This window comes from Mesobacillus sp. QJM3NY_10, assembly GCF_056173465.1.
This window is the reverse complement of the sequence record NZ_CM149675.1, coordinates 3,207,038-3,233,526: the sequence shown is the minus strand read 5'-3', so window position 1 is coordinate 3,233,526 and position 26,489 is coordinate 3,207,038. Positions and strand designations below refer to the sequence as shown.

At 43.5% G+C, this 26,489-nt stretch carries 23 protein-coding genes; 17 read left to right on the top strand and 6 right to left on the bottom strand.

What is annotated here, in order from left to right:
- The 3 genes from AC0VX7_RS16330 (at nucleotide 1) to AC0VX7_RS16320 (ending at nucleotide 3,817) form a co-directional block, all read left to right on the top strand.
- The gene (locus tag AC0VX7_RS16330) at nucleotides 1-1,551 is read left to right on the top strand and encodes an acyl-CoA carboxylase subunit beta (protein WP_475425059.1); all 1,551 of its coding nucleotides are present in this window, start codon (nucleotides 1-3) and stop codon (nucleotides 1,549-1,551) included.
- 74 nt (nucleotides 1,552-1,625) lie between these two features.
- Nucleotides 1,626-2,747: a tripeptidase T gene (locus AC0VX7_RS16325; RefSeq protein ID WP_475425058.1), complete on the top strand. Its 1,122-nt coding sequence runs from the start codon at nucleotides 1,626-1,628 to the stop codon at nucleotides 2,745-2,747.
- Nucleotides 2,748-3,334: 587 nt separating this feature from the next.
- On the top strand, nucleotides 3,335-3,817 hold the full coding sequence (locus AC0VX7_RS16320) for a chemotaxis protein CheW (protein WP_475425057.1): 483 nt from the start codon (nucleotides 3,335-3,337) through the stop codon (nucleotides 3,815-3,817).
- Nucleotides 3,818-3,878: 61 nt separating this feature from the next.
- Here the strand turns inward: AC0VX7_RS16320 and AC0VX7_RS16315 are convergent, their stop codons facing one another.
- Entirely contained in the window at nucleotides 3,879-5,618 is a 1,740-nt protein-coding gene (locus AC0VX7_RS16315; RefSeq protein WP_475425056.1) for a methyl-accepting chemotaxis protein, read from the bottom strand.
- A gap of 189 nt (nucleotides 5,619-5,807) precedes the next feature.
- On the opposite strand from AC0VX7_RS16315, the gene AC0VX7_RS16310 reads away from it, so the two are divergent.
- The 3 genes from AC0VX7_RS16310 (at nucleotide 5,808) to AC0VX7_RS16300 (ending at nucleotide 9,984) form a co-directional block, all read left to right on the top strand.
- Nucleotides 5,808-7,100, top strand: a complete 1,293-nt coding sequence (locus AC0VX7_RS16310; RefSeq protein WP_475425055.1) for a DNA polymerase IV — start codon at nucleotides 5,808-5,810, stop codon at nucleotides 7,098-7,100.
- 323 nt (nucleotides 7,101-7,423) lie between these two features.
- Nucleotides 7,424-8,833 (top strand): NADP-dependent phosphogluconate dehydrogenase, encoded by a 1,410-nt coding sequence (gene gndA / locus AC0VX7_RS16305; protein WP_475425054.1) that lies wholly within the window; start codon nucleotides 7,424-7,426, stop codon nucleotides 8,831-8,833.
- Between the two features lie 407 nt (nucleotides 8,834-9,240).
- Complete coding sequence (locus tag AC0VX7_RS16300; RefSeq protein WP_475425053.1) at nucleotides 9,241-9,984, top strand: alpha/beta hydrolase; 744 nt, start codon at nucleotides 9,241-9,243, stop codon at nucleotides 9,982-9,984.
- 191 nt (nucleotides 9,985-10,175) lie between these two features.
- Here AC0VX7_RS16300 and AC0VX7_RS16295 read toward each other — a convergent pair whose 3' ends face one another.
- Nucleotides 10,176-10,910: a YwaF family protein gene (locus tag AC0VX7_RS16295; RefSeq protein ID WP_475425052.1), complete on the bottom strand. Its 735-nt coding sequence runs from the start codon at nucleotides 10,908-10,910 to the stop codon at nucleotides 10,176-10,178.
- A 217-nt stretch (nucleotides 10,911-11,127) separates the two neighbouring features.
- On the opposite strand from AC0VX7_RS16295, the gene AC0VX7_RS16290 reads away from it, so the two are divergent.
- The gene (locus AC0VX7_RS16290; RefSeq protein WP_102263505.1) at nucleotides 11,128-11,331 is read left to right on the top strand and encodes a zinc ribbon domain-containing protein; all 204 of its coding nucleotides are present in this window, start codon (nucleotides 11,128-11,130) and stop codon (nucleotides 11,329-11,331) included.
- 45 nt (nucleotides 11,332-11,376) lie between these two features.
- On the opposite strand, the gene zwf is transcribed toward AC0VX7_RS16290, so the two are convergent.
- Nucleotides 11,377-12,843: a glucose-6-phosphate dehydrogenase gene (zwf, locus tag AC0VX7_RS16285; RefSeq protein WP_475428181.1), complete on the bottom strand. Its 1,467-nt coding sequence runs from the start codon at nucleotides 12,841-12,843 to the stop codon at nucleotides 11,377-11,379.
- A gap of 290 nt (nucleotides 12,844-13,133) precedes the next feature.
- On the opposite strand from zwf, the gene rnz reads away from it, so the two are divergent.
- The 6 genes from rnz to AC0VX7_RS16255 all read left to right on the top strand — a co-directional run bounded on the left by rnz (nucleotide 13,134) and on the right by AC0VX7_RS16255 (nucleotide 18,345).
- Nucleotides 13,134-14,063, top strand: coding sequence for a ribonuclease Z (gene rnz, locus AC0VX7_RS16280; RefSeq protein ID WP_475425051.1), 930 nt, complete (start codon nucleotides 13,134-13,136; stop codon nucleotides 14,061-14,063).
- A 17-nt stretch (nucleotides 14,064-14,080) separates the two neighbouring features.
- Complete coding sequence (locus tag AC0VX7_RS16275; RefSeq protein WP_475425050.1) at nucleotides 14,081-14,629, top strand: histidine phosphatase family protein; 549 nt, start codon at nucleotides 14,081-14,083, stop codon at nucleotides 14,627-14,629.
- A gap of 93 nt (nucleotides 14,630-14,722) precedes the next feature.
- Nucleotides 14,723-15,007, top strand: coding sequence for a hypothetical protein (locus tag AC0VX7_RS16270; RefSeq protein ID WP_215034824.1), 285 nt, complete (start codon nucleotides 14,723-14,725; stop codon nucleotides 15,005-15,007).
- Nucleotides 15,008-15,115: 108 nt separating this feature from the next.
- Nucleotides 15,116-15,484, top strand: coding sequence for an ArsR/SmtB family transcription factor (locus AC0VX7_RS16265; RefSeq protein ID WP_475425049.1), 369 nt, complete (start codon nucleotides 15,116-15,118; stop codon nucleotides 15,482-15,484).
- The gene (locus tag AC0VX7_RS16260; RefSeq protein WP_475425048.1) at nucleotides 15,477-17,612 is read left to right on the top strand and encodes a heavy metal translocating P-type ATPase; all 2,136 of its coding nucleotides are present in this window, start codon (nucleotides 15,477-15,479) and stop codon (nucleotides 17,610-17,612) included. The genes AC0VX7_RS16265 and AC0VX7_RS16260 overlap by 8 nt, the downstream gene beginning before the upstream one ends.
- A gap of 106 nt (nucleotides 17,613-17,718) precedes the next feature.
- Nucleotides 17,719-18,345, top strand: a complete 627-nt coding sequence (locus tag AC0VX7_RS16255) for a class I SAM-dependent methyltransferase (protein ID WP_475425047.1) — start codon at nucleotides 17,719-17,721, stop codon at nucleotides 18,343-18,345.
- 639 nt (nucleotides 18,346-18,984) lie between these two features.
- Here AC0VX7_RS16255 and namA read toward each other — a convergent pair.
- The 3 genes from namA to proC all read right to left on the bottom strand — a co-directional run bounded on the left by namA (nucleotide 18,985) and on the right by proC (nucleotide 22,139).
- Nucleotides 18,985-20,007: an NADPH dehydrogenase NamA gene (gene namA, locus AC0VX7_RS16250; RefSeq protein ID WP_475425046.1), complete on the bottom strand. Its 1,023-nt coding sequence runs from the start codon at nucleotides 20,005-20,007 to the stop codon at nucleotides 18,985-18,987.
- Nucleotides 20,008-20,087: 80 nt separating this feature from the next.
- Nucleotides 20,088-21,263 carry a glycosyltransferase family 2 protein gene (locus AC0VX7_RS16245; protein WP_475425045.1) on the bottom strand — a complete coding sequence of 392 codons (1,176 nt, stop codon included), beginning with the start codon at nucleotides 21,261-21,263 and terminating at the stop codon, nucleotides 20,088-20,090.
- A 30-nt stretch (nucleotides 21,264-21,293) separates the two neighbouring features.
- Entirely contained in the window at nucleotides 21,294-22,139 is an 846-nt protein-coding gene (gene proC / locus AC0VX7_RS16240) for a pyrroline-5-carboxylate reductase (protein WP_475425044.1), read from the bottom strand.
- Between the two features lie 543 nt (nucleotides 22,140-22,682).
- Here proC and AC0VX7_RS16235 point away from each other — a divergent pair.
- The 4 genes from AC0VX7_RS16235 to AC0VX7_RS16220 all read left to right on the top strand — a co-directional run bounded on the left by AC0VX7_RS16235 (nucleotide 22,683) and on the right by AC0VX7_RS16220 (nucleotide 26,476).
- Nucleotides 22,683-23,648, top strand: a complete 966-nt coding sequence (locus tag AC0VX7_RS16235; protein WP_215034837.1) for an MBL fold metallo-hydrolase — start codon at nucleotides 22,683-22,685, stop codon at nucleotides 23,646-23,648.
- Nucleotides 23,649-23,659: 11 nt separating this feature from the next.
- Nucleotides 23,660-24,451, top strand: coding sequence for an SDR family NAD(P)-dependent oxidoreductase (locus AC0VX7_RS16230; RefSeq protein WP_475425043.1), 792 nt, complete (start codon nucleotides 23,660-23,662; stop codon nucleotides 24,449-24,451).
- A gap of 161 nt (nucleotides 24,452-24,612) precedes the next feature.
- The gene (locus AC0VX7_RS16225) at nucleotides 24,613-25,134 is read left to right on the top strand and encodes a sigma-70 family RNA polymerase sigma factor (RefSeq protein ID WP_475425042.1); all 522 of its coding nucleotides are present in this window, start codon (nucleotides 24,613-24,615) and stop codon (nucleotides 25,132-25,134) included.
- The gene (locus AC0VX7_RS16220; RefSeq protein ID WP_475425041.1) at nucleotides 25,127-26,476 is read left to right on the top strand and encodes a DUF4179 domain-containing protein; all 1,350 of its coding nucleotides are present in this window, start codon (nucleotides 25,127-25,129) and stop codon (nucleotides 26,474-26,476) included. The genes AC0VX7_RS16225 and AC0VX7_RS16220 overlap by 8 nt, the downstream gene beginning before the upstream one ends.
- Nucleotides 26,477-26,489 lie beyond the last annotated feature (13 nt).

Here is a 26,489-nt window from a genome sequence, read left to right as displayed (position 1 = left end):
ATGCCAGACATCTATGAAAAAATTAATGAACTATATGACCGCCGCAGGGAAATCGAACTAGGCGGTGGCGATGAGCGGATTGAAAAGCAACATGAAAAAGGAAAGCTGACTGCTCGTGAAAGAATTGAGTTGCTTGTTGATCCTGGAAGCTTTGTGGAATTGAATCCTTTCATTCAGCATCGCAGCACAGACTTTGGACTAGAGAACCAGAAGGGGCCTGGGGATGGAGTTGTAACCGGTTACGGTAAGGTGAACGGCAGGCCAATTTATTTGTTTTCACAGGATTTCACCGTGTTCGGGGGAGCTTTAGGTGAAATGCATGCAAAGAAAATCGCCAATGTCATGGATCTGGCAGCCAAAAATGGTGCGCCATTTGTAGGGTTGAATGATTCCGGTGGAGCAAGGATTCAGGAAGGTGTTGTTTCGCTCGATGGCTACGGCCATATTTTTTACCGCAACTCAATTTACTCCGGAGTAATCCCGCAGATTTCCGTAATCATGGGCCCATGCGCAGGCGGTGCCGTTTATTCACCGGCGATTACCGATTTTGTGTTCATGGTTGAGAAGACAAGCCAGATGTTCATCACCGGCCCAAAGGTAATTGAAACGGTTACCGGGGAGAAAATTTCTGCAGAAGATCTAGGCGGTGCAATTGTACATAATACGATCAGCGGCAATGCTCATTTCCATGGCCAGTCAGAAGAAGAAACTCTGGAACAGGTAAGGCTGCTATTAAGCTATCTGCCGCAAAACTATGAAGAAAAGCCGCCGCGCCTTGAAGCGGATGATAAGGATGACTATCGTCCAGACCTGACGGATACCATTCCATTCGACGCGGTCCGTCCGTACGATGTGCGCAAGGTAATTGAGCAAGTGGTCGACGCCGATTCATTCCTTGAAATACAAAAGGATTTCGCGAAAAATATCGTCATCGGTCTTGCAAGGATCAAAGGAGAGGTCGTTGGCCTTGTCTGCAACCAGCCAAAGGTAATGGCGGGGGGACTTGATATCGATTCTTCCGATAAAGCGTCACGCTTCATTAGATTCTGTGATTCATTTAATATACCGATTATTACATTTGAAGACGTGACTGGGTTCTTCCCTGGTATTAAACAAGAACATGGCGGCATCATCCGTCACGGAGCGAAGATCCTTTACGCTTATTCAGAAGCAACTGTACCAAAGCTTACCGTTATTTTACGTAAAGCATACGGAGGAGCCTATGTTGCCTTGAACAGCAAGTCCATTGGTGCCGATCTTGTTTTTGCATGGCCGAATGCTGAGATTGCTGTAATGGGGCCTCAGGGAGCTGCCAATATTATTTTTGCGAAGGAAATCCAGAACAGCGACAATCCTGAACAGACAAGGCAGCAGAAGATCGATGAGTATCGTGAGAAATTTGCGAATCCATATGTCGCTGCAAGCCAGGGAATGGTCGATGATGTCATCGATCCGCGCGAAACTCGAATCAAATTGATTCAGTCGCTTGAAATGCTCCGGACAAAGAAGGAAGACAGACCAGGCAAAAAACACGGCAACATCCCGCTATAGGATATTGTGTTTGGTGTTGAGATTCAATAAGCGTTATACTCTAGTAGTATATACATAATTGGAGGTCGGCTAGGATGATTAACAACGAACGTTTATTGAATGAGTTTTTAGAGCTTGTCCAAATTGACTCTGAAACAAAGTATGAAACTGAAATCGCACGCGTCCTTAAGAAAAAATTCGAGGACCTCGGAGTAGAGGTTTTCGAGGACGATACAACGGCACAAACTGGTCACGGAGCAGGAAACCTGATCTGTACTTTACAAGGTACAAAAGAAGGTGTAGATACAATCTACTTTACTTCTCATATGGATACTGTCATTCCTGCCAAAGGAGTTAAGCCATCCATTAAAGATGGTTATGTCGTCACTGATGGAACGACAATCCTTGGAGCTGATGATAAGACTGGACTAGCGGTAATGCTTGAGACAATCCGCGTCCTGAAGGAACAATCAATTCCGCATGGAACGATCCAATTCATTATTACGGTAGGAGAAGAATCAGGTCTCGTTGGCGCAAAAGCATTAGATTCTTCTTTGGTAAAAGCGAAGTATGGATATGCACTTGATAGTGACGGCAAGGTTGGAAACATTATTGTTGCAGCTCCAACGCAAGCAAAAGTTGCAGCTGTCATCCATGGTAAAACTGCTCACGCAGGTGTGGCTCCAGAAAAAGGTGTTTCTGCTATCACGATTGCTGCTAAGGCTGTCGCAAGAATGCCGCTTGGCCGTATTGATGAGGAAACTACTGCGAATATCGGACGCTTCCAGGGCGGTACACAGACAAATATCGTTTGCGACCATGTAGAGATCCTTGCAGAAGCACGTTCTCTTATTCCTGAAAAGATGGAAGCGCAAGTGGCGAAAATGAAAGAAGCATTCGAATCAGCTGCACAGGAAATGGGCGGCAAGGCAGATGTTGATGTCCAGGTAATGTACCCTGGCTTCAAATTCGGAGAAGGCGACCTTGTCGTTGAGCTTGCTAAAAAAGCAGCCGCAAAAATCGGCAGAAGCTCAGAATTACTGCACAGCGGCGGCGGAAGCGACGCAAATGTCATTGCAGGCTTTGGCGTACCAACAGTCAACCTTGCTGTAGGATATGAAGAAATCCACACAACGAATGAAAGAATGCCAATCGAAGAGCTCAACAAGCTTGCCGAGATGGTCATCGCGTTGATTGAAGAAGTAGCAGCACAATAAGAATTGAAGGGCTTCCTTGACGGGGAGCCCTTTGTTTATTGGAACAGGTACTATGTATATATCCTAGAGAAGAGATATTATAGACATTTCGGAAAGGGAAGCCCTCGAAATGTCCAATATACAAGGTTTAATAGACATTTTGAAAAGAGTGAGGCCTCGAAATGTCTAATAAACAAGGTTTAATAGACATTTTAAGAAGAGTGAGCCCTCGAAATGTCCAATAAACAGGGTTTAATAGACATTTTGAAAAGAGTGAACCCTTGAAATGTCCAATAAACGAGATTTAATAGACATTTTAAGAAGAGTGAGCCCTCGAAATGTCCAATAAACAGGGTTTAATAGACATTTTGATAAGAGTGAGTCCTTGAAATGTCCAATAAACGAGATTTAATAGACATTTTGGAAGAAACATGAAATCAAAATGTCCATTAAAACATGCTCATGAATCAAAAATCCTAAAGGTGGACTTGTTGAAACCGATATAATACTTAGAATGACCTGCATATCAATTACATCAATCATCAGTGAACCATTTAATCTACATACATAGAGTGATAGACAGAAATTTATAAAGGATGTGGACTCACATGGCTGAGAGCAATAAGACGGTAGTTTTTCAAGCGGGGAATGAAGAATATGCATTTCCGATTCTTTATGTTGTTTCCATTGAAAAAATGGAAGGGATGACAGCGATCCCACATATGCCTGATTATGTAACAGGCATCACAAAGGTAAGGGGAGAGTTGATTCCGGTCATTGACCTGGAAAAGGTGCTGTACAACCGGGATATTCAAGTTGAAGACAAAACCAGGCTAATCGTGATAGAGACAGCGGAAATTTCAATCGGTGCCCTTGTGAGAGATGCGAAGGAAATTCTTGAAATTCCGGCGGAGAATCTAAAGCAGCCCGGCCTTCTCGCATATCAGAAGACAAGTTTCATTACGGGTGTAGCTAATTTTGATAAACGGATGATCATGTTGATCGACCCTGAAACATTGATCCAATCACTTGAAGGCATCAAAGAAATAAAGGAATATATGCAAAATCAAAAGCAAGAGTTACATAATTAGAGCAATACTTCCGGAACCAATTAAAAAACAAGCTGACCTCATTAGGTCAGCTTGTTTTTGTCTATAACTTAAAACTGGAGAATGACTTTCTCAGGTCTTCGGCCATGCTTGATAGTTTGCTGGATGATTCCAAAAGCTCCTGCATCGTTGCATTCTGTTCTTCTGTTGTTGCTGCTACCTGCTCGAGGAAAAGCGCGGATCTTGAGGATGCGGTAATCACTTCATTAGCAGACTGTGCCATTGACTCCATCTTTTCATTAGCATTGATGACTGCATCACTTACCGTGTTGCCCTTTAGGCTTACTTCCTCAATTGATTCGGCAATCTCCGCGAAAATTGTGGCTACTTTCTCCACAAGCTCATTGCCTTTTAGTACGGTTGCCTGGCTTTCATCCATGACGCTTACAGCCTGGCTTTCATCCATGACGCTTACAGCCTGGTTTGTTTCTTTGCCAGTTTGCTCAAGGATGGTACGGATACTGTCTGCTGCACCAGCTGACTGTTCAGCGAGTTTGCGAACCTCTTGGGCGACGACACCAAACCCTTTTCCGTGCTCACCGGCCCTGGCTGCTTCAATCGCTGCATTCAAAGCGAGTAAGTTAGTTTGATTTGAAATATCGGTAATGATTTCAATAATTCTATGGATTTCCTGAGAATTGTTTTTCAGAGAGTGGATCACATTCGCTAACTCGGATACTTTTCCATTGATCTGATCCATTTGTTCAGTCACGTTAAACGCATACTGTTTGCCTTCCTCAATTTTATCCTTTGTGCTAGAGGTTGTATAAAGCGTCTCTTTTAAGGATCCGGTAACTTCGATTAATTGTGAAGAGACATTTTCTACCGCTTCATTTGTTCGTTCTGATATCTTAACTTGTTCGTCAGAGGAAGATGCCACCTGCATGATCGATGTAGTAATTTCATTGTTGGCCTCAGTCGTAGCTTCTGCATTGAGTTTTAGGTTCCGGGACATCTCATTTACCTGGTCGGATGAGGACAGGATATTTGAAATTGAAGTTTTCAGGTTTCCTGATAGCTGGTTCATGGCGATGATAATTTGTCCAACTTCATCCTTACTCTTTGCTTCCAACGCTTTAACATTTAATTCACCATTAGCGAGTCTTTTGCAATAAGCGACCACATTTTTGAGGTTCTTGCTGATGTTGCGTGACACAAAGTACATAGATACAGATGAAATAATGAATGCAAATATGATAAGGATAAAAGTGTTTCTGATCATCGAAGCTATTGAAGTATGGGTTTCCTTCATGATTTTTGTTCTGTCATCAAGGATCGTTAGCCTGATGGCACTTAACTTTTCGATGTTCATATCACGAATTGTTTCTGCTTTGTTCGTCAAGCTGATCTGGGTATAAATATCAACCTGTTCAAAGTTCTGTTGGAATTCTGAGACAGTCATCAAGATATCTTCTTCCCACACTTTATCCATATGCTGGTCTATTTTCATAATCGCATTAAGTAAAGTTTTTGCTTCTTCTGATTTTACATATTTTTGCAGTTTTTTTGATGAAGCACTAAATTGCTCAGCCTCTTTTTCATACGCCGTAAGTAGCTCCGGTTTTGGTTCTGTTATGTAGTCTGTAATAATAATATATTTTTGGCGGAAAGAAGATCCCATTTCACTTATCATTATGGCATAATCACTTTTTTCCTCGGCAAGGTTGATTGCATTTTGCAGGTTAGATAAAACAGTCGTCAAATAAATGAAGCTCCCTAGAAAAATAACCATTATAAACGCGAAAACGGTTGCATACTTTCTGCCAATGGACCAATGCTGCATAAAAATTCCCCCATCTTTTCTATATCCTTATGATTATTTATCGGGTGTTCAATCAAAATATTTAACGTTTTGCCGCTTTTCTTCACATAATGTTCAAAACTCGACTCTACCCTAAAAGAATCTCAATATAAGTAATGAGATCGTTTTTTTGATAAACTAGAAGGGAACGTATATTTGGGAAGTGGGATCATGAAAGAAATGTATCCAAAAAAGGGCAGAGTCATTTTGCATGTTGATATGAACAGCTTCTATGCTTCAGTAGAAATGGCTTACGATTCTGATTTGAAGGGCAAGCCACTGGCGATTGCCGGCAATCCAGAAGAAAGACGTGGAATCATTGTCACTTGCAGCTATGAAGCAAGGAAGTTCGGCGTTAAGACGACAATGCCTTTATGGGAAGCAAAAAAACTATGCCCTGACTTAATCATAAAAAAACCGAATTTTGACAGATACCGTACAGCATCCGCCGCCATGTTCGACCTCTTGCGCCAGTACACTGATGTCGTCGAACCTGTTTCCATTGATGAAGGATATATGGATATAACGGAATGCTCCGACCTCGGAGCGCCTCTGGAGATAGCTGAAAGCATCCAAAAAAGAATCCTTGAACAGTTGGACTTGCCGTGCAGCATAGGTGTTGCCCCAAATAAATTTCTGGCTAAAACGGCTTCGGATATGAAGAAGCCAATGGGGATTACGGTTTTAAGAAAGCGTGATATTCCAAAGATTCTCTGGCCGCTCGAGGTTGGGGAAATGCATGGAGTAGGAACAAAAACAGCGGACAAACTAAAAAGTATTGGAATTGATACAATTGGGGGATTGGCGGCAGCGAATGAAATTCAGCTTAAAGGACTGCTAGGCATCAACGGATTAAGATTGAAAGAAAGAGCTAATGGCCAGGACAACCGCCAGGTGGATCCGGATTCTGTGTACGATTTTAAAAGCATCGGCAATTCGACTACGCTGCCACGTGATATTTCGAATCAGCATGAGCTCCTGAAAGTTCTGGATAGACTGTCGGAGCAAGTAGCTGCAAGGATGAAGAGGAAAGAGGCGGTCGCCACCAGCATCAATGTAATGATCCGATTCAAGGACAGGAAGACAATCACCCGAAGCCAGAAACTGCAGAATCCTGTATCGAAGCAGGACGAAATAGCCGCGGCAGCCAAAACGCTTTTTCTGAAGCACTGGAATGGAGACCCTATCCGGCTGCTAGGGATTACGGGCACCGACTTGCTTGAAGCGGACAAAGCAGTCAAGCAGCTCGACCTATTCTCTTATGAGCAGGATGCGAAAAAGGAACCTCTAATCAATACGATGAGCCAGTTACGTGAGAAATACGGCAAAAATATCATTGAGAGTGCTGGCTCACAGGTGAAAAAGCCTCCGACTAAGGAGAATACAGGGGCAGGGACGAGTTTTAATAAGGATTTCCTCCAGGACCGCAGAAGAAGTAATGAAAGTGAGAAAAAGGATTTTTAATGGAGGTTTATCAGCTTCAGCTTAAGTCGAGGCTGTTTTCGTAAAGATTGTTATTAAAATCCTAAAGCCGATTTTAATGTAATATATACCCATTTTGCAGGTCGGTATTAAGTTTGCATGCTCTTTTCTCATAAGAAGCGTCAACTCTACGAGGGAATATAGGCAATTCACTCCAATTTTGTAGTCAATAGCAACAAAGTTTGAGAAAAGAGCTTAAGTCAAAATAATGAGGAACAAACCAGATTGTTTGCAACCTCATATGTACCTTGTTAAATTAATGTGTATGATTAAAAAAACAGTTTCATAAAGGAGGAAGCAGAACTATGTCAAAACAGCAAATCGGTGTCATTGGTCTCGCTGTCATGGGGAAAAACCTGGCGATGAATATCGAAAGTAGAGGTTATTCTGTATCTGTATATAATCGATCGAGGGAAAAGACGGATGAGATGCTTGAGGAAACGAAAGGCAAGAATATCGTCGGAACTTATACGATTGAGGAGTTTGTTCAATCGCTAGAAAAACCACGGAAGATCCTTTTGATGGTCAAAGCTGGCGCAGCGACGGACGCGACAATCGAGCAATTGAAGCCTCATCTGGAAAAGGGCGATATCATCATTGACGGTGGTAATACATATTTTGCTGATACTCAGCGCCGAAACAAGGAATTGAGCGAGCTTGGGTTTCACTTCATCGGTACCGGTGTATCAGGCGGGGAGGAAGGCGCACTTCACGGACCATCCATCATGCCTGGCGGACAAAAAGATGCATATGACCTGGTTGCGCCGATTTTCCAGGATATATCTGCAAAAGTTAATGGTGAAGCATGCACGACGTACATTGGTCCGGATGGAGCAGGACATTATGTGAAAATGGTTCACAACGGAATCGAATACGGCGACATGCAGCTGATTTCTGAATCCTATTTCATGTTGAAGCATGTTCTTGGATTAAGAGCTGACGAGCTGCACGAAGTGTTTGCCGAATGGAATAAAGGTGAGCTTGACAGCTATTTGATCGAAATAACGGCTGATATTTTTACAAAGAAAGATGATGAGACAGGCAAGCCACTTGTTGACATGATTCTTGATACTGCTGGGCAAAAGGGTACTGGAAAATGGACAAGCCAGAGTGCGCTTGATCTTGGAGTGCCGCTGCCAATCATCACAGAATCTGTTTTCGCCCGCTTTATCTCTGCAATGAAGCAAGAGCGAGTGGAAGCGAGTAAAGTACTCTCTGGACCAGAATCAAAGCCATTCAATGGTGACCGTGAGGCCTTCATTGAATCAATCCGCAAGGCTCTTTACTTGAGCAAAATTTGTTCTTACGCACAGGGTTTCGCGCAAATGAGAGCAGCGTCCGAAGAGTATGGATGGGATTTGAGTTATGGCGATATCGCGATGATCTTCCGTGGAGGCTGCATTATCAGAGCGCAGTTCCTTCAAAAAATCAAGGAAGCATATGACCGCGATCCGAACCTGAAAAACCTTCTGCTCGATCCATATTTCAAGGAAATTGCAGATAGCTACCAGCAGTCGTTACGTGAAATTATCTCAGCTGCTGTCATGAATGGAATTCCAGTACCGAGTTTCTCTGCTGCACTTTCATACTTTGACAGCTATAGAACAGAAACATTGCCGGCAAACCTGATTCAGGCCCAGCGCGATTATTTCGGTGCCCATACTTATCAGCGCATCGATAAAGAAGGAATCTTCCACACTGAATGGATGGAATAAGAAAGCAGCACAGCGAATTCAACGTTCGCTGTGTTTTTTTACCAGATAAGAAAGAATAAATTTCCACTTCGAGAATTGTCTAGCTTCAGCGCCTAGCCCCTCGAGTCGCTTGTCTAGTGTCGCCTCCTAGAAACTCCGAAACTTCAACTCCGTCGGCAGAAGCAAAAAACGCTTCTTTGGTCGGAGTCTCCAGTTTCTGCGTTTCTGGACAGTCGGCTATACTTTTCGATTTCGGTCCGCCCAATGAAGTCAAAGAACGACTTCACTGGTCGGCCCTCCAGCGCTTGTAGGGGCTGAACAAGGCGCTTGCGCTTTTCTTATTATAAAAGTTTATTCATGCAGGGAGGGTTTTCAAAAGGCCCAGTCGAAACCTTTTAATGTGGTATTTAAGATTGGAGGGAAAGAGTATGGCAGAAAGTTATCCAGTTCTTGAAGGAGCAGAACCGTTTTATTTTGAGGGAAATTCTGTAGGTGTATTAGTATCCCATGGTTTTACCGGTTCTACACAGAGTATGCGGCCCCTGGGTGAGGCATATGCTGCTGCGGGTTATACCGTTTGCGGACCGCGATTGAAAGGTCATGGTACACATCATGAAGACATGGAACAAACAACATATCAAGATTGGGTCGCATCGATAGAAGAAGGGTTTCAGTGGTTAAAAGAGCGTTGTGATACGATTTTTGTGACTGGTCTGTCAATGGGCGGAACGCTGACCTTGTATATGGCTGAAAAACATCAGGAGATCAGAGGAATAGTTCTGATTAATGCGGCTATTGAAATACCAGCAATGGAGCCAGTTCTCCAGCTAGAAGGAACAAGATTCCTTGATGCTATCGGTTCTGACATCAAGAAGCCGGGAGTAACAGAGCTTGCATACGAAAAAACCCCGGTTCAATCCATTAAAGAAATATTGCCATTTATGAAATCAGTAAAAGAAGATCTTCCGAAGGTTACTTGTCCAGCCTTAATTTTTGTCTCAGACGAAGACCATGTTGTCCCGCCTGATAATTCACAAACCATTTACAATCTAATCAACTCAGAAACAAAAGAGATTTATCATATGAAAGAAAGCTACCACGTGGCTACCCTGGACAACGACCAGCAAATGATCATTGATAAAACGCTTGAATTCATAAAAAAACAACTTTAATATATGTGAATGTCTAACAGCTTGTGGAGAAGTTTTCTTCCACGAGCTTTTTTTTAAAAAGGTCGTAAATACTTCAGGTTCTTTGAAAAGTGCATTTGGGTGTTCCCGAGGATATATGTTTAATTAATTTAATTGAGTGATATGTGCCCGGTCAAGGGGTCACAGGAAAAAACGGGTCACAAAAAGAAGTTTCAGGACTCTGAAATAGAAGTTCTTTTATCTCCTTTTAGCCAGCTTCGCAAACAGAGCCATACAATTAAACTTAAAAAGACCAATAAGCTTTCCAAAGATAAAATGTACCATGGATATGGCCCGAGTAAATCCATGAAGCTAGGACTTTTTGGTTTATGGCGTAAAAACCAATAGTTTCCGTCAGCAACCTTATTAAGAAACAGGATCGCTGGCAACAGCAGATTGATAAATAGAACAACTTTTATTACAGAACTGAATGTGGGGTAATAACCTTTTGCCCATAGGAAATAAAGCGTTACCCACACAATCATCAGATGTGCATAAAAAAAGTGAAAAAAGCGGAAATGGGGAAAATCATAAGTTAATGCAGGTGTGATGATGGCTTGTGTTGCCCCTAATAAAGCAATGAAAAATAAAAGCTCGAAATATATCTTCTTCCTGGTCAATAATAATCCAATCGCAAGCAGAAGACCTATATTGCATAATTCCAGGGGCATTGACCGGCCTAATTTCCAGACAGCATGCTTGTACATCCAAAGATGATTGGTGATCTCAATCAAGATTAAGGACAATGCTGTTACCAGCTCCGCTTTCCTCCATCTTTCATCACTTAATTTTTTTCGGTTAGCGAAAATGAAAGTATTAACCAAAACACAGATAACCAATATCGTATAATGACTCGCAGAAAACATATCGAAATTGAAGTCTTGATTACTGTGACCAAACCACTCCATGTTTTCACCTCTAGTCTGAAAATAGAACAAACATAAGTTATCCCTTTTAGGTTTCTTTTATGTAGGCTCTTTTCGTAAACTTTGCTGCTTGCACAAATTGAAGGAAGACAAGTTTTTATACATTCAAATCTAAAACCCCTCAAATCAGCAGAAAAGTGAAACCAATTTTTACCTGAATCGTAAATGTAACATAGCTTGAAAAAGGGAGATGGAATACATGAACGGAAATGGTTGTATTAAATGCGGAAGCACAGATGCAGGACAGAAGGATGTTGCAATGACGGGAACGGGCTTGTCCAAGATGTTTGATATCCAGAATAACCAGTTTACCGTCGTTTACTGCAAGAATTGCGGATACTCGGAGTTTTACAATAAAGATGCATCTGCAGGTTCTAATATCCTTGATTTGTTTTTCGGATGAACTAAAAAAATCCCGCCTGTTGCCAGGACGGGATTTCATGTTCTATTAGCATTTTTCTACATCGATTTCAGTGATTGGCCACCAGAAGAATCCATCTTGCTCTAGCAGCTTGTCTGCAGCGTCAGGGCCCATGGAGCCAGATGCATAGTTCGGGAATGACGGTTCCTTTGTGTTTTCCCAGACTGCTGAAATATTATCAACAAAGCTCCACGATAATGCGACTTCATCCCAATGCGTGAAGTTTGTGGCGTCGCCGCGCAATGAATCAAATAGGAGTTTTTCATATGCTTCTGGTGTGTTCAGCCCGTCAATGCCTTTATTGGCATAATTCAATTTTACAGGTGTAGCGTCTGTACCCTGGCCAGATTTCTTGGCGTTCAAGTGAAGCGTGATTCCTTCTTCAGGCTGGATATGAATGACAAGAAGATTTGGATTCACCGTTTTTTCTGGCTGATAATACAGATCCATCGGGATATCTTTGAATTGGATTACAATTTTAGTTGACTTAGCCTTCATTCTTTTTCCTGTACGGATATAGAAAGGAACTCCAGCCCAGCGGAAATTATCGATCATCAGCTTACCAGCGACAAATGTCTCCGTATTGGATTCAGGATTGACCATTTCCTCCTGGCGGTATGCAGGGACGTCTGTTTCATTCATGCTGCCTTTATCATATTGGCCGCGAACAAAATATTCATTGACTTCCTCGCCTTTTACAGGGCGGAGTGCACGGAACACTCTTACTTTTTCTGAACGGATTTCATCAGTCGTCAGCTTGATCGGCGGTTCCATCGCAAGCAAGGAAACCATCTGCAGCATATGGTTCTGGACCATATCCCTTAGAGCGCCGCTTTTCTCGTAATATCGTCCGCGTTCTTCGACTCCAAGCGTTTCGCTAGATGTTACCTGGATGTTGGAAATGTACCGGTTATTCCAGAGTGGTTCGAACATCGCATTCGCGAAACGGATTACCTCAATGTTTTGAACCATTTCCTTGCCGAGATAATGGTCAATCCGATAGATTTCATCTTCAGAAAAAGCTTTCCGAATTTGCTTGTTCAACACTTTTGCAGACTCAAGGTCATGCCCGAATGGCTTTTCGATGACAAGACGTTTGAACCCTGATACATCAGTAAGCTTATCCTTCTTTAAATGTTCAGCAATCGTTCCAAAGAATTCTGGTGCCATCGCCAGGTAGAAAATTCTATTGCCATTAAGTCCATAGTGGCTGTCCAACTCTTCCGCAAGCTTTCCAAGAGCGAGATAAGAACTTGAATCAGTAACGTCATGGGAATGATAATAGAACTTGGACACGAATTCGTCGATGTCAGCTTCTGTCTCCCCATTTTCCTTCACAGATTCTTTTACCCTCAGCTGGAATTCTTCATTTGAAAGTGAACGGCGGGCAACGCCGACGACCGCGAATTTGTCCAGTTTTCCTTTTTCAAACAAATTATAGAGGGAAGGAAACAATTTACGGTTTGCCAGGTCTCCCGTAGCCCCGAAGATCATGATTAAAGCTGTTGGTTTTTCGGTTTGTGCCACAATATAGAACCTCTCTTTTATGTGAATTTAAAAGTATGTATAAAAAACACTCTACAAATACAAAATTTTATCCCTTTCGAGAACAATTAGCAACTGTTTAAACTGTACTTAGTTTTCTTCCAATTGCATGGAACTATCCCCGCATGAGTTAAATCCAGCGTTTGATTTAGATGAATAATGACTGTTGTGATATATTGAAAGGAATAATACCTGCCTGTAAGGATTGCAGGCATTTTGTACGGGAGGATGTCAGGAATATGGATGTTTTTTTTCTTGGAACAGGGGCGGGCGTCCCAGCCAAGCTGAGGAATGTGACCTCAATCGCACTGAAATTGCTTGAGGAGCGGGGAAGTGTCTGGCTGTTTGACTGTGGAGAAGCAACCCAGCATCAAATTTTACATACAAGTATCAAGCCGAGGAGGATTGAAAAAATCTTCATTACACACCTGCACGGAGACCATATATATGGTCTGCCTGGGTTGCTGTCGAGCCGTTCCTTCCAGGGAGGAGAGTCGATGGTTACGGTTTATGGGCCTCCCGGAATTAAAGAGTATATCGAGGTATCTTTGAGAATTAGTAAATCCTACTTGAAATATCCAATTGAAATCATCGAGCTAGAGGAAGGCGTCATTTTCGAAGATGAGCAGTTTATCGTTGAAGCAAAGCTTTTGGAGCATGGAATTCCCTCATATGGGTACAGAGTAAAGGAAAAGGACCGTCCAGGAACGCTTCTCGCCAATAAGCTTCAAGCCGCAGGAGTTAACCCTGGTCCTGACTACAGGAAAATCAAGAATGGAGAAGAAGTGATATTGGACGATGGAACGGTCATCAATCCTGCTGAATTTGTCGGTCCCCCGCAGAAAGGAAGGGTTGTCACGGTTTTGGGTGACACAAGGGTTTGTAAAAGTGCTCAACTTCTTGCCCAAAATGCAGATCTTCTCGTCCATGAAGCGACTTTTTCAGCAGATGAAGGTACCCTTGCCTATGAGTATTTCCATTCGACCACTCTGCAGGCCGCAGAAACAGCCTTGAATGCTGGTGTAAAAAAACTGTGCCTGACCCATATTAGCTCCAGGTATGACCGCAATGACTGGAAGGGACTTGAAGCGGAAGCACGAACAGTGTTTGCCAACACTGTTGTTTCAGAAGATTTTATGGAGATTTCCGTACCTTATGAACATGACTGAATAAAGGGGTGTTTTGATTGAAAACAATCTATCTTGTACGTCATGCAAGTGCGGCTGGCCAGCCTATAGACTCTCCACTGACTGAACAGGGCAGGAAACAGGCGCTGGCACTAGTTGACTTTTTCAAACGAAAAGAAATAGATATCATCTATTGTAGCCCTTTTAAAAGAGCCGTCGATACAATTAAACCTCTATCTGATTCAAGGAGGATAAGAGTTCTCGAAGATGACAGACTCGGAGAAAGAGTGCTGAGTACGGTCAATTTTGAGGACTGGCGTGATAAGCTAAAGCAAACCTTTGAGGATTTTGAGCTTGTTTTTGAAGGAGGAGAATCCCATTCTGCTGCGATGAATCGTGCGAAATCACTGATTGAGGATTTATTATGTTCGGAACATGACCACATTTTACTAGTCAGCCATGGTAACATGACTACATTGCTCATGCGGTATTTCAATGAAAGTTTCGGATACGACTGCCTGATGGAAATGACGAATCCGGATGTATTCGAACTTGTCGTTTCCAGTGAAAAAACGATGCTAAATCGAATATGGGATGACCGAATATAGAGGCTTTTAAGTTTAAATAGGAACCCAGAGGGAATTGGAAAGGGGTGGAACCATTTCCATCAAACCAACAACGCGAATACTGGGGGAATTATTTTGGAGTTTTTGCTATTATTCGGTCTTCATCTATTTATCATGGGTTCACTTGTTCTATTGTTTAGTGGCATCATCACATTTCTTTTTCCAAGGATGCATTTCCTTATCACGATTTCATTATTTGGAGCAGCTGGTTTTTTATATGCCATCATCTTTGAAGTAATGAATCTTGCGATATTCGCAGTTTTCTTCAATATGATTCTATCCTTGACCGCAGTTGGCCTCGTCAAATTAGGGTTTTACTTCAAGAAAGTTGCCGACCGCCAGGGTGAGAAAATAGCCTAACCGTTAAAACCAGGAAATCTCCTGGTTTTTTTTATTTTGTTTGACAATCAAACAGTCATTTGAATAAGATATAATCAAAAGATCATTTGAATGAATGGGGTGAGCAAATTGAAGGAGCAGGATGTCTGCCAGGTCAATTGCGTCCATGACGATAAAGTGGAGCAGGTGTCTGCAGAACTGAAAGAACAAAATACCTCTGCAGCAGCAAAAATTTTCAAAGCTTTATCAGATGAAACTAGGATTAAAATCGCATACTCACTATATGTAGGGAATGAGCTTTGTGTTTGTGATGTAGCTGCAGTCGTCAACTCGTCCACTGCAACTGCTTCACACCATTTGAGGCTGTTGAAAAATCTTGGGCTCGCTAAATACCGCAAGGAAGGTAAGCTTGTTTATTATTCACTGGTCGATGACCATGTAAAGCAATTGATTCACCTGGCGTTTGAACACCAAAAGGAGATGGAGTTGAATGACTGAGGCAGCGCAATCTGGCGAGAAAACAATATATCGGGTACAGGGCTTCACCTGAGCAAGCTGTGCCGGAAAGTTCGAAGAGAACGTAAAGCACCTGGATGGTGTTTTTGATGCAAAAGTTAATTTTGGCGCTTCTAAGCTGACTGTATTCGGTAAAGCCTCCATTGAAGAACTGGAGCAAGCTGGTGCATTTGAGAACCTGCGGCTTTACCCGGATAAAGCAGAAATTATCCCTGAGAAAAAGAAACCGTTCTGGCAGGAAAACTTTACGGTATTGATCAGCCTTGTGATGATCATTGCCGCGTATTTTTTCCAGTTTAATTTTGGCGAAGAAAGTTTGCTCGCCATTCTATTATTTTTAGGAGCAATTATTGTAGGTGGCTTCTCCCTATTTAATAGTGGGATAAAGAATCTTCTCAAGCTCGATTTTGACATGAGGGCACTGATGACTGTTGCCATCATCGGTGCTGCAATCATTGGCGAGTGGAGCGAAGGTGCCGTCGTTGTCATTTTGTTTGCGATTAGTGAAGTGCTTGAGAGATATTCAATGGATAAGGCAAGAGCTTCGATTCGTTCGTTAATGGATATTGCACCAAAAGAAGCGCTCGTCCGCCGTAAAGGCAGGGAATACAGCATAAATGTAAATGAAATAGAAGTCGGCGACATCATGATTGTAAAACCGGGCGAGAAAATTGCCATGGATGGGGAAGTGATCTCTGGATTCTCGGCTGTCAACCAGGCGGCGATTACAGGCGAATCTGTCCCAGCAGATAAGAACGTGGGCGATGAGGTGTTTGCCGGTACTCTCAATGGAGAGGGTCTTATTGAGGTTAAAATCACTAAATTGGTCGATGATACCACAATCGCGAAAATCATTCATCTTGTCGAAGAGGCACAGGCGGAAAAGGCTCCTTCGCAGGCATTCGTTGACCGCTTCGCCAAGTATTACACACCAATCATTATCCTTGTCGCAATCATGGTCGCTATTGTACCTCCACTTTACTTCGGTGCAGGTTGGAGTGAGTGGATTTATCAAGGCTTGGCCGTCCTCGTTGTCGGCTGTCCGTGCGCACTTGTCATATCAACGCCAGTTTCAATCGTGACAGCGATTGGCAATGCCGCTAAACATGGTGTGCTTGTAAAGGGTGGCCTCCACCTTGAGGAAATGGGTGCACTGAAAGCAATCGCCTTTGATAAGACTGGGACGCTCACAAAAGGGGTGCCGGCTGTTACGAATTTCAAAATGGTATCTGGCGAAAATTCAAGCGTCCTTTTTGCAGTAATTGCCGCCCTTGAAAATAAATCACAGCATCCACTTGCTTCTGCAATTGTCCGTAAGGCAGAAGCAGACTCAGTACCGTACAGGGATACTGTAATAGAAGATTTCACATCGGTAACCGGTAAAGGATTAAAAGGAACTGTCGACGGAATTGTTTATTATATCGGCAGTCCTAAATACCTTGGAGAAATTGTTGAAGACGGAATTCCAGGTGCGGTAGCTGATGAAATTTCACGCCTGCAGTCTGATGGCAAAACAGTGATGGTTGCAGGAGTTGATTCTAGGGTACTTGCTTTAATCGCGGTTGCCGACGAAGTAAGAGAGTCGAGCAGGGGAGTCGTTTCCCGTCTGCATGAGCTTGGTATTGAAAAAACCATCATGCTGACAGGGGACAATAAAGGAACTGCAGATGCAATTGGCAGCCAGGCTGGTGTGTCGGATATAGAATCCGATTTACTTCCTGAAGATAAGCTTAATTTTATAAAAGACTTGCAGAAAAACCATGGAAAAGTCGCGATGGTCGGAGATGGCATTAATGATGCACCTGCACTGGCCGCGGCGACAGTTGGAGTCGCGATGGGCGGAGCAGGTACCGATACGGCACTTGAAACGGCGGATATCGCCCTGATGGCAGATGACTTGAAAAAGCTGCCGTTCACGATTAAGTTGAGCCGAAAAACACTCGCAATCATCAAACAAAACATTGCATTCTCAATTGGCGTGAAATTGCTGGCACTGCTATTGGTCATTCCAGGCTGGCTCACTCTGTGGATCGCGATTTTCGCCGACATGGGCGCAACCCTGATTGTTACTCTAAACGGCTTGAGGCTTTTGAGAGTAAAGGATAAATAGGATTACCCCATGATTGGGATATTCATTCCCTCAAAAAGCAAGGACAAAAGCAAAGTAGGTTTAACTTTATTAAAAACTTAAAATTATTTGGGCTGGAGTGGATAATATGAAAAACTCTTGGAATAAGGTCATCTACAAAGGCTGGGCGCCAATTTATGATGCTATTTTCAATGCTGGCCCTTTTTCGAAGGCGAGAGATGAACTATTTAAAGGTATCCACTTCCAGCCCGGAGATAAGGTGCTGTTCGTTGGTGTCGGAACAGGTGCAGACATCGATAGATTGCCCCATGAAAACTTGGAAATCACCGCGATCGATTACTCAGAAGATATGCTTCAGAAAGCGAAGGATAAATATCGAAACTCGAAGATTACTTTTTTGCAAATGGATGCCCAACAGCTCGATTTCACTGATGGTGCCTTTGATTATGTTATTGGAAGTTTAATATTGTCAGTAGTTCCTGACAGCAAAAAGGCATTTGGCGAGATGGTAAGAGTGTGCCGCAAGGATGGCTTGGTGTTGGTCTTCGATAAATTTGCTGAGGCGGGGAAAAGTTTATCCATTTTTAAAAAGGCCATTAGGCATGTGATCAAGGTCCTTGGAACGGATATCGGTGTATCTTTTGAGAAAATCTCCGAAACGCAAAAGACAAATGTTAGGCTGATTTCTGATGAAGGAGTCATGTTCGGGAATATGTACCGCAGGATTTTGCTGAAAAAAGTTCTAATAAAGTGATTAACCCATATGGTGAAGAGGCTGTTTGAATGCAGCCTCTTTTTCTATGGTGTTAATACATTAGTGAAATGAACTTAAGGGTTATTACGGACAGAAACACATGAAGAACGCAAGGAAGTGTCCGTCATCAAGGCCATAACGGACAGAAATTCATGAAAAGCGCAAGGAAGTGTCCGTCATCAAGGTCATGACGGACAGAAATTCATGAAAAACGCAAGAAAGTGTCCGTCATCAAGGCTATGACGGACAAAAATTCATAAAAAACGCAAGAAAGTGTCCGTCATCAAGGCCATGACGGACAGAAATTCATGAAAAACGCAAGGAAGTGTCCGTCATCAAGGTCATGACGGACAGAAATTCATGAAAAGCACAAGGAAGTGTCCGTCATCAAGGCTATGACGGACAGAAATTCATGAAAAACGCAAGAAAGTGTCCGTCATCAAAGTCATGAAGGACAGAAATTCATGAAAAGCACAAGAAAGTGTCCGTCATCAAGGCTATGACGGACAGAAATTCATGAAAATCGCAAAAAAGTGTCCGTCATGCATATTAAATATGGTTAAAAGGGTACAAAGCAAAAAGAGGCCTTCCAAAGCTATACTTTGGAAAAGCCTCTTTACCAATAATGATTGTTTTTGCTTAAAATATCCATCCTCGTTCATATTGCTTTGGAGATTCGATGCTTGTTCCAAGCTCCTTAGCTGCTGTCCTTGGCCAGTATGGATCTCGCAGCAGTTCGCGGGCGATGAAAATTAGATCGGCGCGATCATTCTGCAGGATTTCTTCTGCCTGGATTCCTGTCGTGATCAATCCAACCGCGCCAGTCGCCACATCGGCTTCATGCTTGATTTTTTCAGCAAATTTAACCTGGTAGCCTGGATATGCATGGATTCTTGCTGGTACGACCGCACCTGAGCTGACATCAATCAAGTCAACTCCCAGTTCTTTTAGCGATGCGCCAATCGTTACATAATCATCGACAGTCAAACCCTCTTCATGGTAGTCATATGCAGAAACCCGGACAAACAGAGGTCCATCCCACACTGTTTTTACCTCTTCAAGCACTTCACGGAGGAAGCGGAAGCGCTTCTCGGCAGTGCCGCCGTATTCGTCCTCACGTTTATTCGTAAGAGGGGAGAGGAACTGATTGATCAAATATCCATGTGCAGCGTGAATTTCGATCACATCGAAGCCTGCACGCTTTGATCTTTCTGCAGCCAGCCTGAACGCCTCGACGGTTTCCTTGATTTCTTCAACCGTCATAGCCTTTGGTTCTTTATACTTTTCATCAAAAGCAATAGCAGAAGGGGCGATGATTTCATCACGCAACGCTGCTTTCCGGCCGGCATGTGCCAGCTGGATTCCAGCTGCGGCACCGCTTTGCTTGATTTGTTGAGTCAATTTTGTCAGGCCGGGTACATGCTCATCGCTCCAGATTCCCAGGTCCTGATGGGAGATTCGTCCTTGCGGAGTAACCGAAGTTGCCTCGAGAATGACCAATCCCACTTGCCCGACAGCCCGGCTTACATAGTGTGTCATATGAAAGTCCGTGACAAACCCATCTTCATTTTCGCATGAGTACATACACATCGGAGCCATGACGATCCTGTTTTTTAGTGTAAGATCTTTAACTTTATAAGGGGAAAATAGTTTCTTTTCCAATCCAGAAGCCTCCTTTTATTTCGTTTACCAAAATATAATTCAAGTATAACAGGGCTTTCTGTGGAAAGGAAAAATTGTACTCACCGCAACGTGTTTTTTCTTAATTCCGCAAGTGTATACTTCGTTCCGCGCCAGATGATGCCGCCTCTTTTGAAAGTCAGGTAGCTGGCTCTCAGTATGGAGAAGATGAACAGAAGGGCCGTGAAGGGCAGAACCAGGAACAGCCATGGTGAAAAGCGGGTCATTTTCTTTGTGACCATCACATAAAGAAAAGCCAGGAATACGAGATTAACAGCACTCAGAATTGCTACTGAAAAATTATTTGAAAATATAGTGAAGAATGGCACGACCTGGGACACAAAGACACCGAACACCGAAAATAGCACCATGCTGATCCGATAGTGAAGGCCGGCGAAGGTGTTTTTCTCAAGGCCAGCTAAAGCATCACTCAAGCTTTGGTACCATTCCACTTCAATGAGCGTCATCGCTGTAACCATCCGCTGTTTGAGACCCATGCGCTTTACCAGCATTCCCAACTGCAAATCATCATCAGGGCGCATCTTTATATATTCATGAGTGCCAACTTTTTCATAGGCCGACCTGGTGACCATATTAAATGCACCAATGCCGACCCCAGTCTTCGAACGCGGATTATTGCTGAGCCACGGTCTTTTATAATAGGAAAAGCCAAACAAGAAGAACGCAACGAAGGCCTTCAGCCAGAATGGCTTTGCACTAAGGTTAGGAGCCGCGGTCAAATGATCAAGGCTGTGTTTCTGAAAATAGCCCACCGCTTTTGAAAAAGTCTCGGGATGATACAAAACATCAGCGTCTGTAAATAAGATCAGGTTGCCTGACGCGAGCTGGTAGCCTTTATGGAGAGCATGGTTCTTGCCGAGCCAGCCTTCTGGCAAGCTATCGATATGAATCACTTTGATTCTTGAATCCAACCTTTTTAAGCTCTCCATCACTTTACCGGTCCCATCCTCGGATCGGTCATTAACAAGGATCCACTCGGTATTTTTGTAGGTTTGGTTCAGCTGGGTGCGAATGCTTTGTAAGATATGTTCTTCCTCATTTCTGGCGGCTACAATCACGCTGATGAGTGGTTCCTGGCCAGCAGCCTCTGCCGTTTCGAGGGAGTCCAATTTCCTGAAACCAATCAAAGCGTCAATCGTCGCTGCAATCCAGATGACCAAAGTTAAAGAAAGTAAAATGATTAGCACCTTGCACACGTCCCTGCTGTTTTTCTCCATTGTAGAGAAACCTAAGGCCAAAATGCAATTTTAGAGTGGGCGATTTGCGGCTGCAAGTTCATTTCCAAGCAGTTGGCCAAGCCTTTTTGATTGGGCTGTGGCTTCTTTTATGCAGGACACGAAAGCAGTTTGGACGCCATGCTGCTCAAGAATGCTGATGCCTGCTTCAGTCGTCCCGCCCGGGCTGGTCACCTCAAAGCGGAGCTGGGCAGGCTCCTTATCCGACTTCGACAGCATTTCCGCTGCACCCAGGAGCGTCTGGATAATCAGCTGTTTCGCGGTTTGCTTTTCAAGACCGATTTCAGCGGCGCTTTTCTCCATCGCTTCGACAAGGTAATAAATATAGGCTGGTCCGCTTCCTGATAGGCCTGTGACTGCGTCAAGCTGATATTCTTCAACGTTTGTTGTCAGGCCGATCGTGTTAAAAAGCTCCTGCACTAGCGTTTTTTGCGCTTCATTCACCAGGGAGTTGACTGCTAGGGCAGTTGCTGATTTGCCAATCGCAGCCGAGGTATTTGGCATTGCCCTTGCCACTGCCAGCGATTTTCCTGCTGCTGACTCAATTGTCTCAATCGAAACCCCAGCGAGGACGGAAATGACAAGCGTTCCTTCAGGTAAATAAGATTTGATCTCCTCGATCGCAGATGCTGCATCTCTTGGTTTCATCGCCAGGACAACTGCATCCGCGTCTTTAAAAAGCATTCCTGAATCATATGTCGTATTGATTCCATATCTCTGTTCCAGAGATTTCAATCTGGCAGTTTCCTGTTTATTTGTCACCCAAATTTGCTCTCCCGGAAGAAGCCCGCTTGCCTCTATACCGGAAATCATCGCTTCTGCCATTGACCCTGCGCCAACAAAAACAAGCTTCTTCATCAACTTCGCCTCCATAAAATTTGTATTGCGTACTTGGCTACGCGATTGTCAACGGAAAAACAAAAAGGCCCTTCATCCATAAAAGGACGAAAGGCCATGCTTCCGTGGTACCACCTTCATTCACTTCTTCAGCCAGTGCCGAAAAAAGTGCAGCTCAACATCCGTTAACGCCGGTATACGTCCAGGTTTGCCTGGCAGCTCGCAAGGTAGGGTTCAACATGAAGAGGGTGGCGGAGCCTTTCAGCCGGTGGACTCCACTCTCTGACACCATTCCTGTCTACTCGCCTTGCTCAAATGCTTTTAAAAAGTTTACGAAATTTTAATAGTGATTATGCAAGAAAGACAACCCTTATGTCAAGAGGAAATCGATAAATTTTTAGTTTTTTCTGATAATACAATGTGAAAATAATGACATTTGCCCGCTTTAAAGGTAAACTTAATTTTATATTGAAAAAATACCAGGGACTATAAAGTTGAATGATTTCTAGAATTAACAATCCGTTTATCTTATAGAAAAATAATGTTTTGGGGTGTATAGATAATATGGCTGAATGGAAAGATGGAATTGCTAAACTGACTTTGCCGACGCCTTTCCCGGTCGGTGATGTGAATGCCTATTTGATTAAAGGAGACAGCTTGACGCTTGTTGATGCCGGAACGAAAACAGAGGAGTCCTGGGAGTCGTTCAAAGCGCAGCTGGCCGATTTAAACCTGAAGCCGGAGGACATTGAGCAGGTGATCCTGACCCATGATCATCCTGATCACGTGGGAATGCTGGACTACTTTTCACCAGGTCTTGACGTATATGGCCATCACCTGAATGAAAGGTGGATCAACAGAACTCCGGAATTCGAGAAGGAGCATAAAGAATTTTATGAGAAATTCTTTTTACAACTAGCAATACCAGAGCAATATTTTGTGCCATCGATGAAAGTAATGAAGAAGACATTAGTATTTTCTTGTAATCGCTCATTGACTGGTACTATTCTGGAAAATGTTATTCCGCCGGCACTGCCAGGGTGGAGAGTGATCGAGACACCGGGACATGCCCAGAGCCATATCGTGCTATTGCGTGAAAAAGACGGTACAATGATTGCCGGAGATACTATTCTTGCTGGGATCTCGCCCAATCCATTACTTGAGCCGCCGCTTCCAGGCGAAACTGACAGGCCGAAGCCATTGGTTCAATATAACTCGTCACTTAAAAAACTGCAGCAGTACCCGGTTGGACTAGTATACACCGGACATGGAACGGAGATAACAGAATTGCAAAGCCTGATTGAAAAAAGGCTTGCACGTCAGCATGATCGGGCCATGCAGGTAAGGGGAATGCTTGAGGGCAGGGAACTGACCGTATTTGAGGTTTGTAAAATGCTCTTCCCGACAGTCTATGAGCGTGAATTGAACTTAACCATCTCGGAAACAGTCGGACAACTGGATTATTTGTATTCCCTTGACGCAGTGTCGGTCAGGGAAGAAGGAACATCCTTCGTTTATACAGCAAAATGAGGTGAAAGACGATGCCATCCTTAAAAGGGAAAAATATTATTATTACCGGTGCCTCTGGGGGAATCGGAGTCGAGATTGCCAAGCTTTGTGCGGCACGCGGCGCGAACCTTGTCATTCTGGCCCGGAGTATCGATAAACTTGAGAGTTTAAAAAAGGAATTACAATCAAAGTATGCCATCAATGTCCATGCCCAGCAGCTGGATGTGTCTGACCCTGAAGCAATCAAGCGGGTTTTCTCAGAAGTGCTTACTGACATCCGCTACGTTGATATATTGGTCAACAATGCCGGCTTTGGTATTTTTGATTATGCACATGAAGCGAAAATTGAAGATATCAAAACGATGTTCGATGTCAATGTCGTCGGCTTGATGGCATGCACCTCGATGGTACTGCCTGCTATGAAGCAGAGAAGAAGCGGCCACATCATCAACATTGCTTCCCAGGCAGGCAAGATTGCCACGCCGAAATCAAGTGTATATTCAGCAACAAAGCATGCGGTGCTTGGGTACACGAACAGCCTGCGGTTGGAGGTTGCTGATGACAATATCCTAGTCACCTCAGTCAATCCCGGTCCAATCGCTACCAACTTTTTTGAGGTCGCAGATAAACAGGGAACTTATGTGAAAAATGTAAAACGTTTTATGCTGCAGCCTGAATACGTGGCAGAACAAGTAGTCAATCGCATGATGACGAGAACACGTGAAATCAATCTGCCTCGCTGGATGAGTCCAGGAAGCATTATCTATACACTGTTTCCTCGCACATTCGAACTTTTTGGCAAAAGAGTTTTTAATCAGAAATAACCTTTAGAATTAAATTCAATTTTTTAGTATCTACTCTAGAAACATCCTGAGAATACCTTCGTAGACCGCCTTGTAAATTTTTGGCGGTTTTTTTCAATTTAGTAAAACTTTTTTCCAGCTTTAAGGTCTAATAGATAGATACAAAGTCAGGGGGAGAAATTTTGGAGCTTCAAGAACTCGTACAGAGAGCTAAGAAAGGCGATGAAGCGGCTTTTTACGAATTGATGCAACTTCATAAAGTACGCCTATACCGGATTGCCCTCAGCTATCTGAAAAATAGCGAGGATGCAGTCGAAGCGCTGCAGGAGGTTACCTACAGGGCGTTTCGGTCGATCCGAAAGATGAAGGAGCCGCAGTATTTTACGACTTGGCTGACAAGGATCCTGATAAACTACTGCAATGATGAATTAAAGAAGAGGAAGAAAATTCTCGTCAGCGATAATCTCATCAGCCTGATGGGAGCTGAGCACCAGTCCAGCTGGCTTGAGGTCGAGGAAGTCATTGACAAGCTTGATTCCAAAACGAGGCAGGTCATCGAACTGAAATACGTGCATGATTTTAAAATTAAAGAAATTGCCGAGATACTGGAATGCCCTGAAGGTACCGTGAAGACCTGGCTAAACAAAGGGCTGAAAGAGCTTCGCGGACAGCTCGAAGATAAGGGGGGATTGGGCTATGCTTAATGCCGAGGAAAATAAGCTGACAAAGGCTCAGGCGGCACTGGAGAATATCGAAGTTCCTGAACTCCAGCTGGATCAGGCGATTGCTGCCGGGATCAGTAAAGGGAAAAGGAAGCGGAAGAAAAACCTTTTCTTCATAAAGACATTCGCATCAGCGGCAATCCTGATCTTTGCTTTTACCGCGTTGCTGAGGACCTCGGAGACATTTGCTTCGTATGTCACTTCGATTCCGGGGTTGGAGAAGATTGTGGATCTTGTCCGGTATGATAAAGGGCTGACTGCAGCCGTTGAAAATGATTTCGCTCAGAAAATCGGAGTATCTGATGAACATGACGGCATCAAGATTACTCTGGACTCGGCGATTGTCGATGAACAAATGATGGTGCTGTTTTACAAGGTGGAAACTTCCGGGGAGCATAAAGAAGTTTCGATTGATAAATTTTGGCTGACCGATCACGAGGGAAAAGGTATCGAAGAAATAGCATTTTCTTATGACGGGTGGTCAATCAATCCTCAGGATAAAGATAAGATACTTCAAGCTACCTTTGAATTCTATGGCAATAACCGCCCTGAAAATCTTAAACTGAACATGGAGCTTAGTGAGGGCAGAACGGAAGAGGGCGAGCCTGTGCATAAGTTCGCTGACACATGGGTGCTTCCATTCTCGGTTGACAAGGATGCTTTCAAGGATAAAAAGGAAATCATTGATGTCAATGAAACAGTCGAAATTGAAGGGCAGAAGGTTACTGTAGAGAAAGTGTCGATTTATCCAACGAGAATAGGAGTGACAGTCCATTTTGATAAGGAAAATTCTAAGCAAATCTTCGCTTTCAACGATTTGAGGCTCGTCGATAAAACTGGCGAAGAATGGGCCGCTATCAATAATGGAACTACTGCCCGCCATATGGATGAGTTTACAAAGGAATTTTTCCTGCAAAGTAACTTTTTTAAAAAACCAGAGGAGCTTTATCTCCGCTTCAATACTCTGCGTGCACTTGATAAAAAAGAGCTGGAAATCATTGTCGATCCCAAGGAGATGGAAGTGCTGAAGGCTCCTAGTAATGGGGGATTGCTGAAGATGGGCAGGGAGGAGAATCAGTTGCTGTTCGCTTTCGAAAGAAATTCAAAAGAAGGGCCTAACCATGTTTCATTTGACCAGGCTGTTGATCAGAATGGAAAAGAAATCGGTGATGGTTCATCAGCAATTAGATGGAGCGGCGAATCAGGATTGGTTGAAATCTTGATTCCTTACTTCGGAGAAGGGGCAGCACCCGGACCGATTACCCTGAAGTTGAATGATTATCCCGCAACAATCAAAGGCGAAGCAAATATCAGATTAAAATAATCAAAAGGCTGTC

Bases quoted from the DNA above. Each gene is read 5' to 3' on its own strand.
- AC0VX7_RS16295 (WP_475425052.1), bottom strand. From the start codon at position 10,910: ATGGAGTGGTTTGGTCACAGTAATCAAGACTTCAATTTCGATATGTTT.
- AC0VX7_RS16330 (WP_475425059.1), top strand. From the start codon at position 1: ATGCCAGACATCTATGAAAAAATTAATGAACTATATGACCGCCGCAGG.
- AC0VX7_RS16310 (WP_475425055.1), top strand. From the start codon at position 5,808: ATGAAAGAAATGTATCCAAAAAAGGGCAGAGTCATTTTGCATGTTGAT.
- AC0VX7_RS16300 (WP_475425053.1), top strand. From the start codon at position 9,241: ATGGCAGAAAGTTATCCAGTTCTTGAAGGAGCAGAACCGTTTTATTTT.
- AC0VX7_RS16245 (WP_475425045.1), bottom strand. From the start codon at position 21,263: ATGGAGAAAAACAGCAGGGACGTGTGCAAGGTGCTAATCATTTTACTT.
- AC0VX7_RS16325 (WP_475425058.1), top strand. From the start codon at position 1,626: ATGATTAACAACGAACGTTTATTGAATGAGTTTTTAGAGCTTGTCCAA.
- AC0VX7_RS16290 (WP_102263505.1), top strand. From the start codon at position 11,128: ATGAACGGAAATGGTTGTATTAAATGCGGAAGCACAGATGCAGGACAG.
- AC0VX7_RS16220 (WP_475425041.1), top strand. From the start codon at position 25,127: ATGCTTAATGCCGAGGAAAATAAGCTGACAAAGGCTCAGGCGGCACTG.
- gndA (WP_475425054.1), top strand. From the start codon at position 7,424: ATGTCAAAACAGCAAATCGGTGTCATTGGTCTCGCTGTCATGGGGAAA.
- zwf (WP_475428181.1), bottom strand. From the start codon at position 12,843: ATGATCTTCGGGGCTACGGGAGACCTGGCAAACCGTAAATTGTTTCCT.
- proC (WP_475425044.1), bottom strand. From the start codon at position 22,139: ATGAAGAAGCTTGTTTTTGTTGGCGCAGGGTCAATGGCAGAAGCGATG.
- AC0VX7_RS16235 (WP_215034837.1), top strand. From the start codon at position 22,683: ATGGCTGAATGGAAAGATGGAATTGCTAAACTGACTTTGCCGACGCCT.
- AC0VX7_RS16230 (WP_475425043.1), top strand. From the start codon at position 23,660: ATGCCATCCTTAAAAGGGAAAAATATTATTATTACCGGTGCCTCTGGG.
- rnz (WP_475425051.1), top strand. From the start codon at position 13,134: ATGGATGTTTTTTTTCTTGGAACAGGGGCGGGCGTCCCAGCCAAGCTG.
- AC0VX7_RS16315 (WP_475425056.1), bottom strand. From the start codon at position 5,618: ATGCAGCATTGGTCCATTGGCAGAAAGTATGCAACCGTTTTCGCGTTT.
- AC0VX7_RS16320 (WP_475425057.1), top strand. From the start codon at position 3,335: ATGGCTGAGAGCAATAAGACGGTAGTTTTTCAAGCGGGGAATGAAGAA.
- AC0VX7_RS16255 (WP_475425047.1), top strand. From the start codon at position 17,719: ATGAAAAACTCTTGGAATAAGGTCATCTACAAAGGCTGGGCGCCAATT.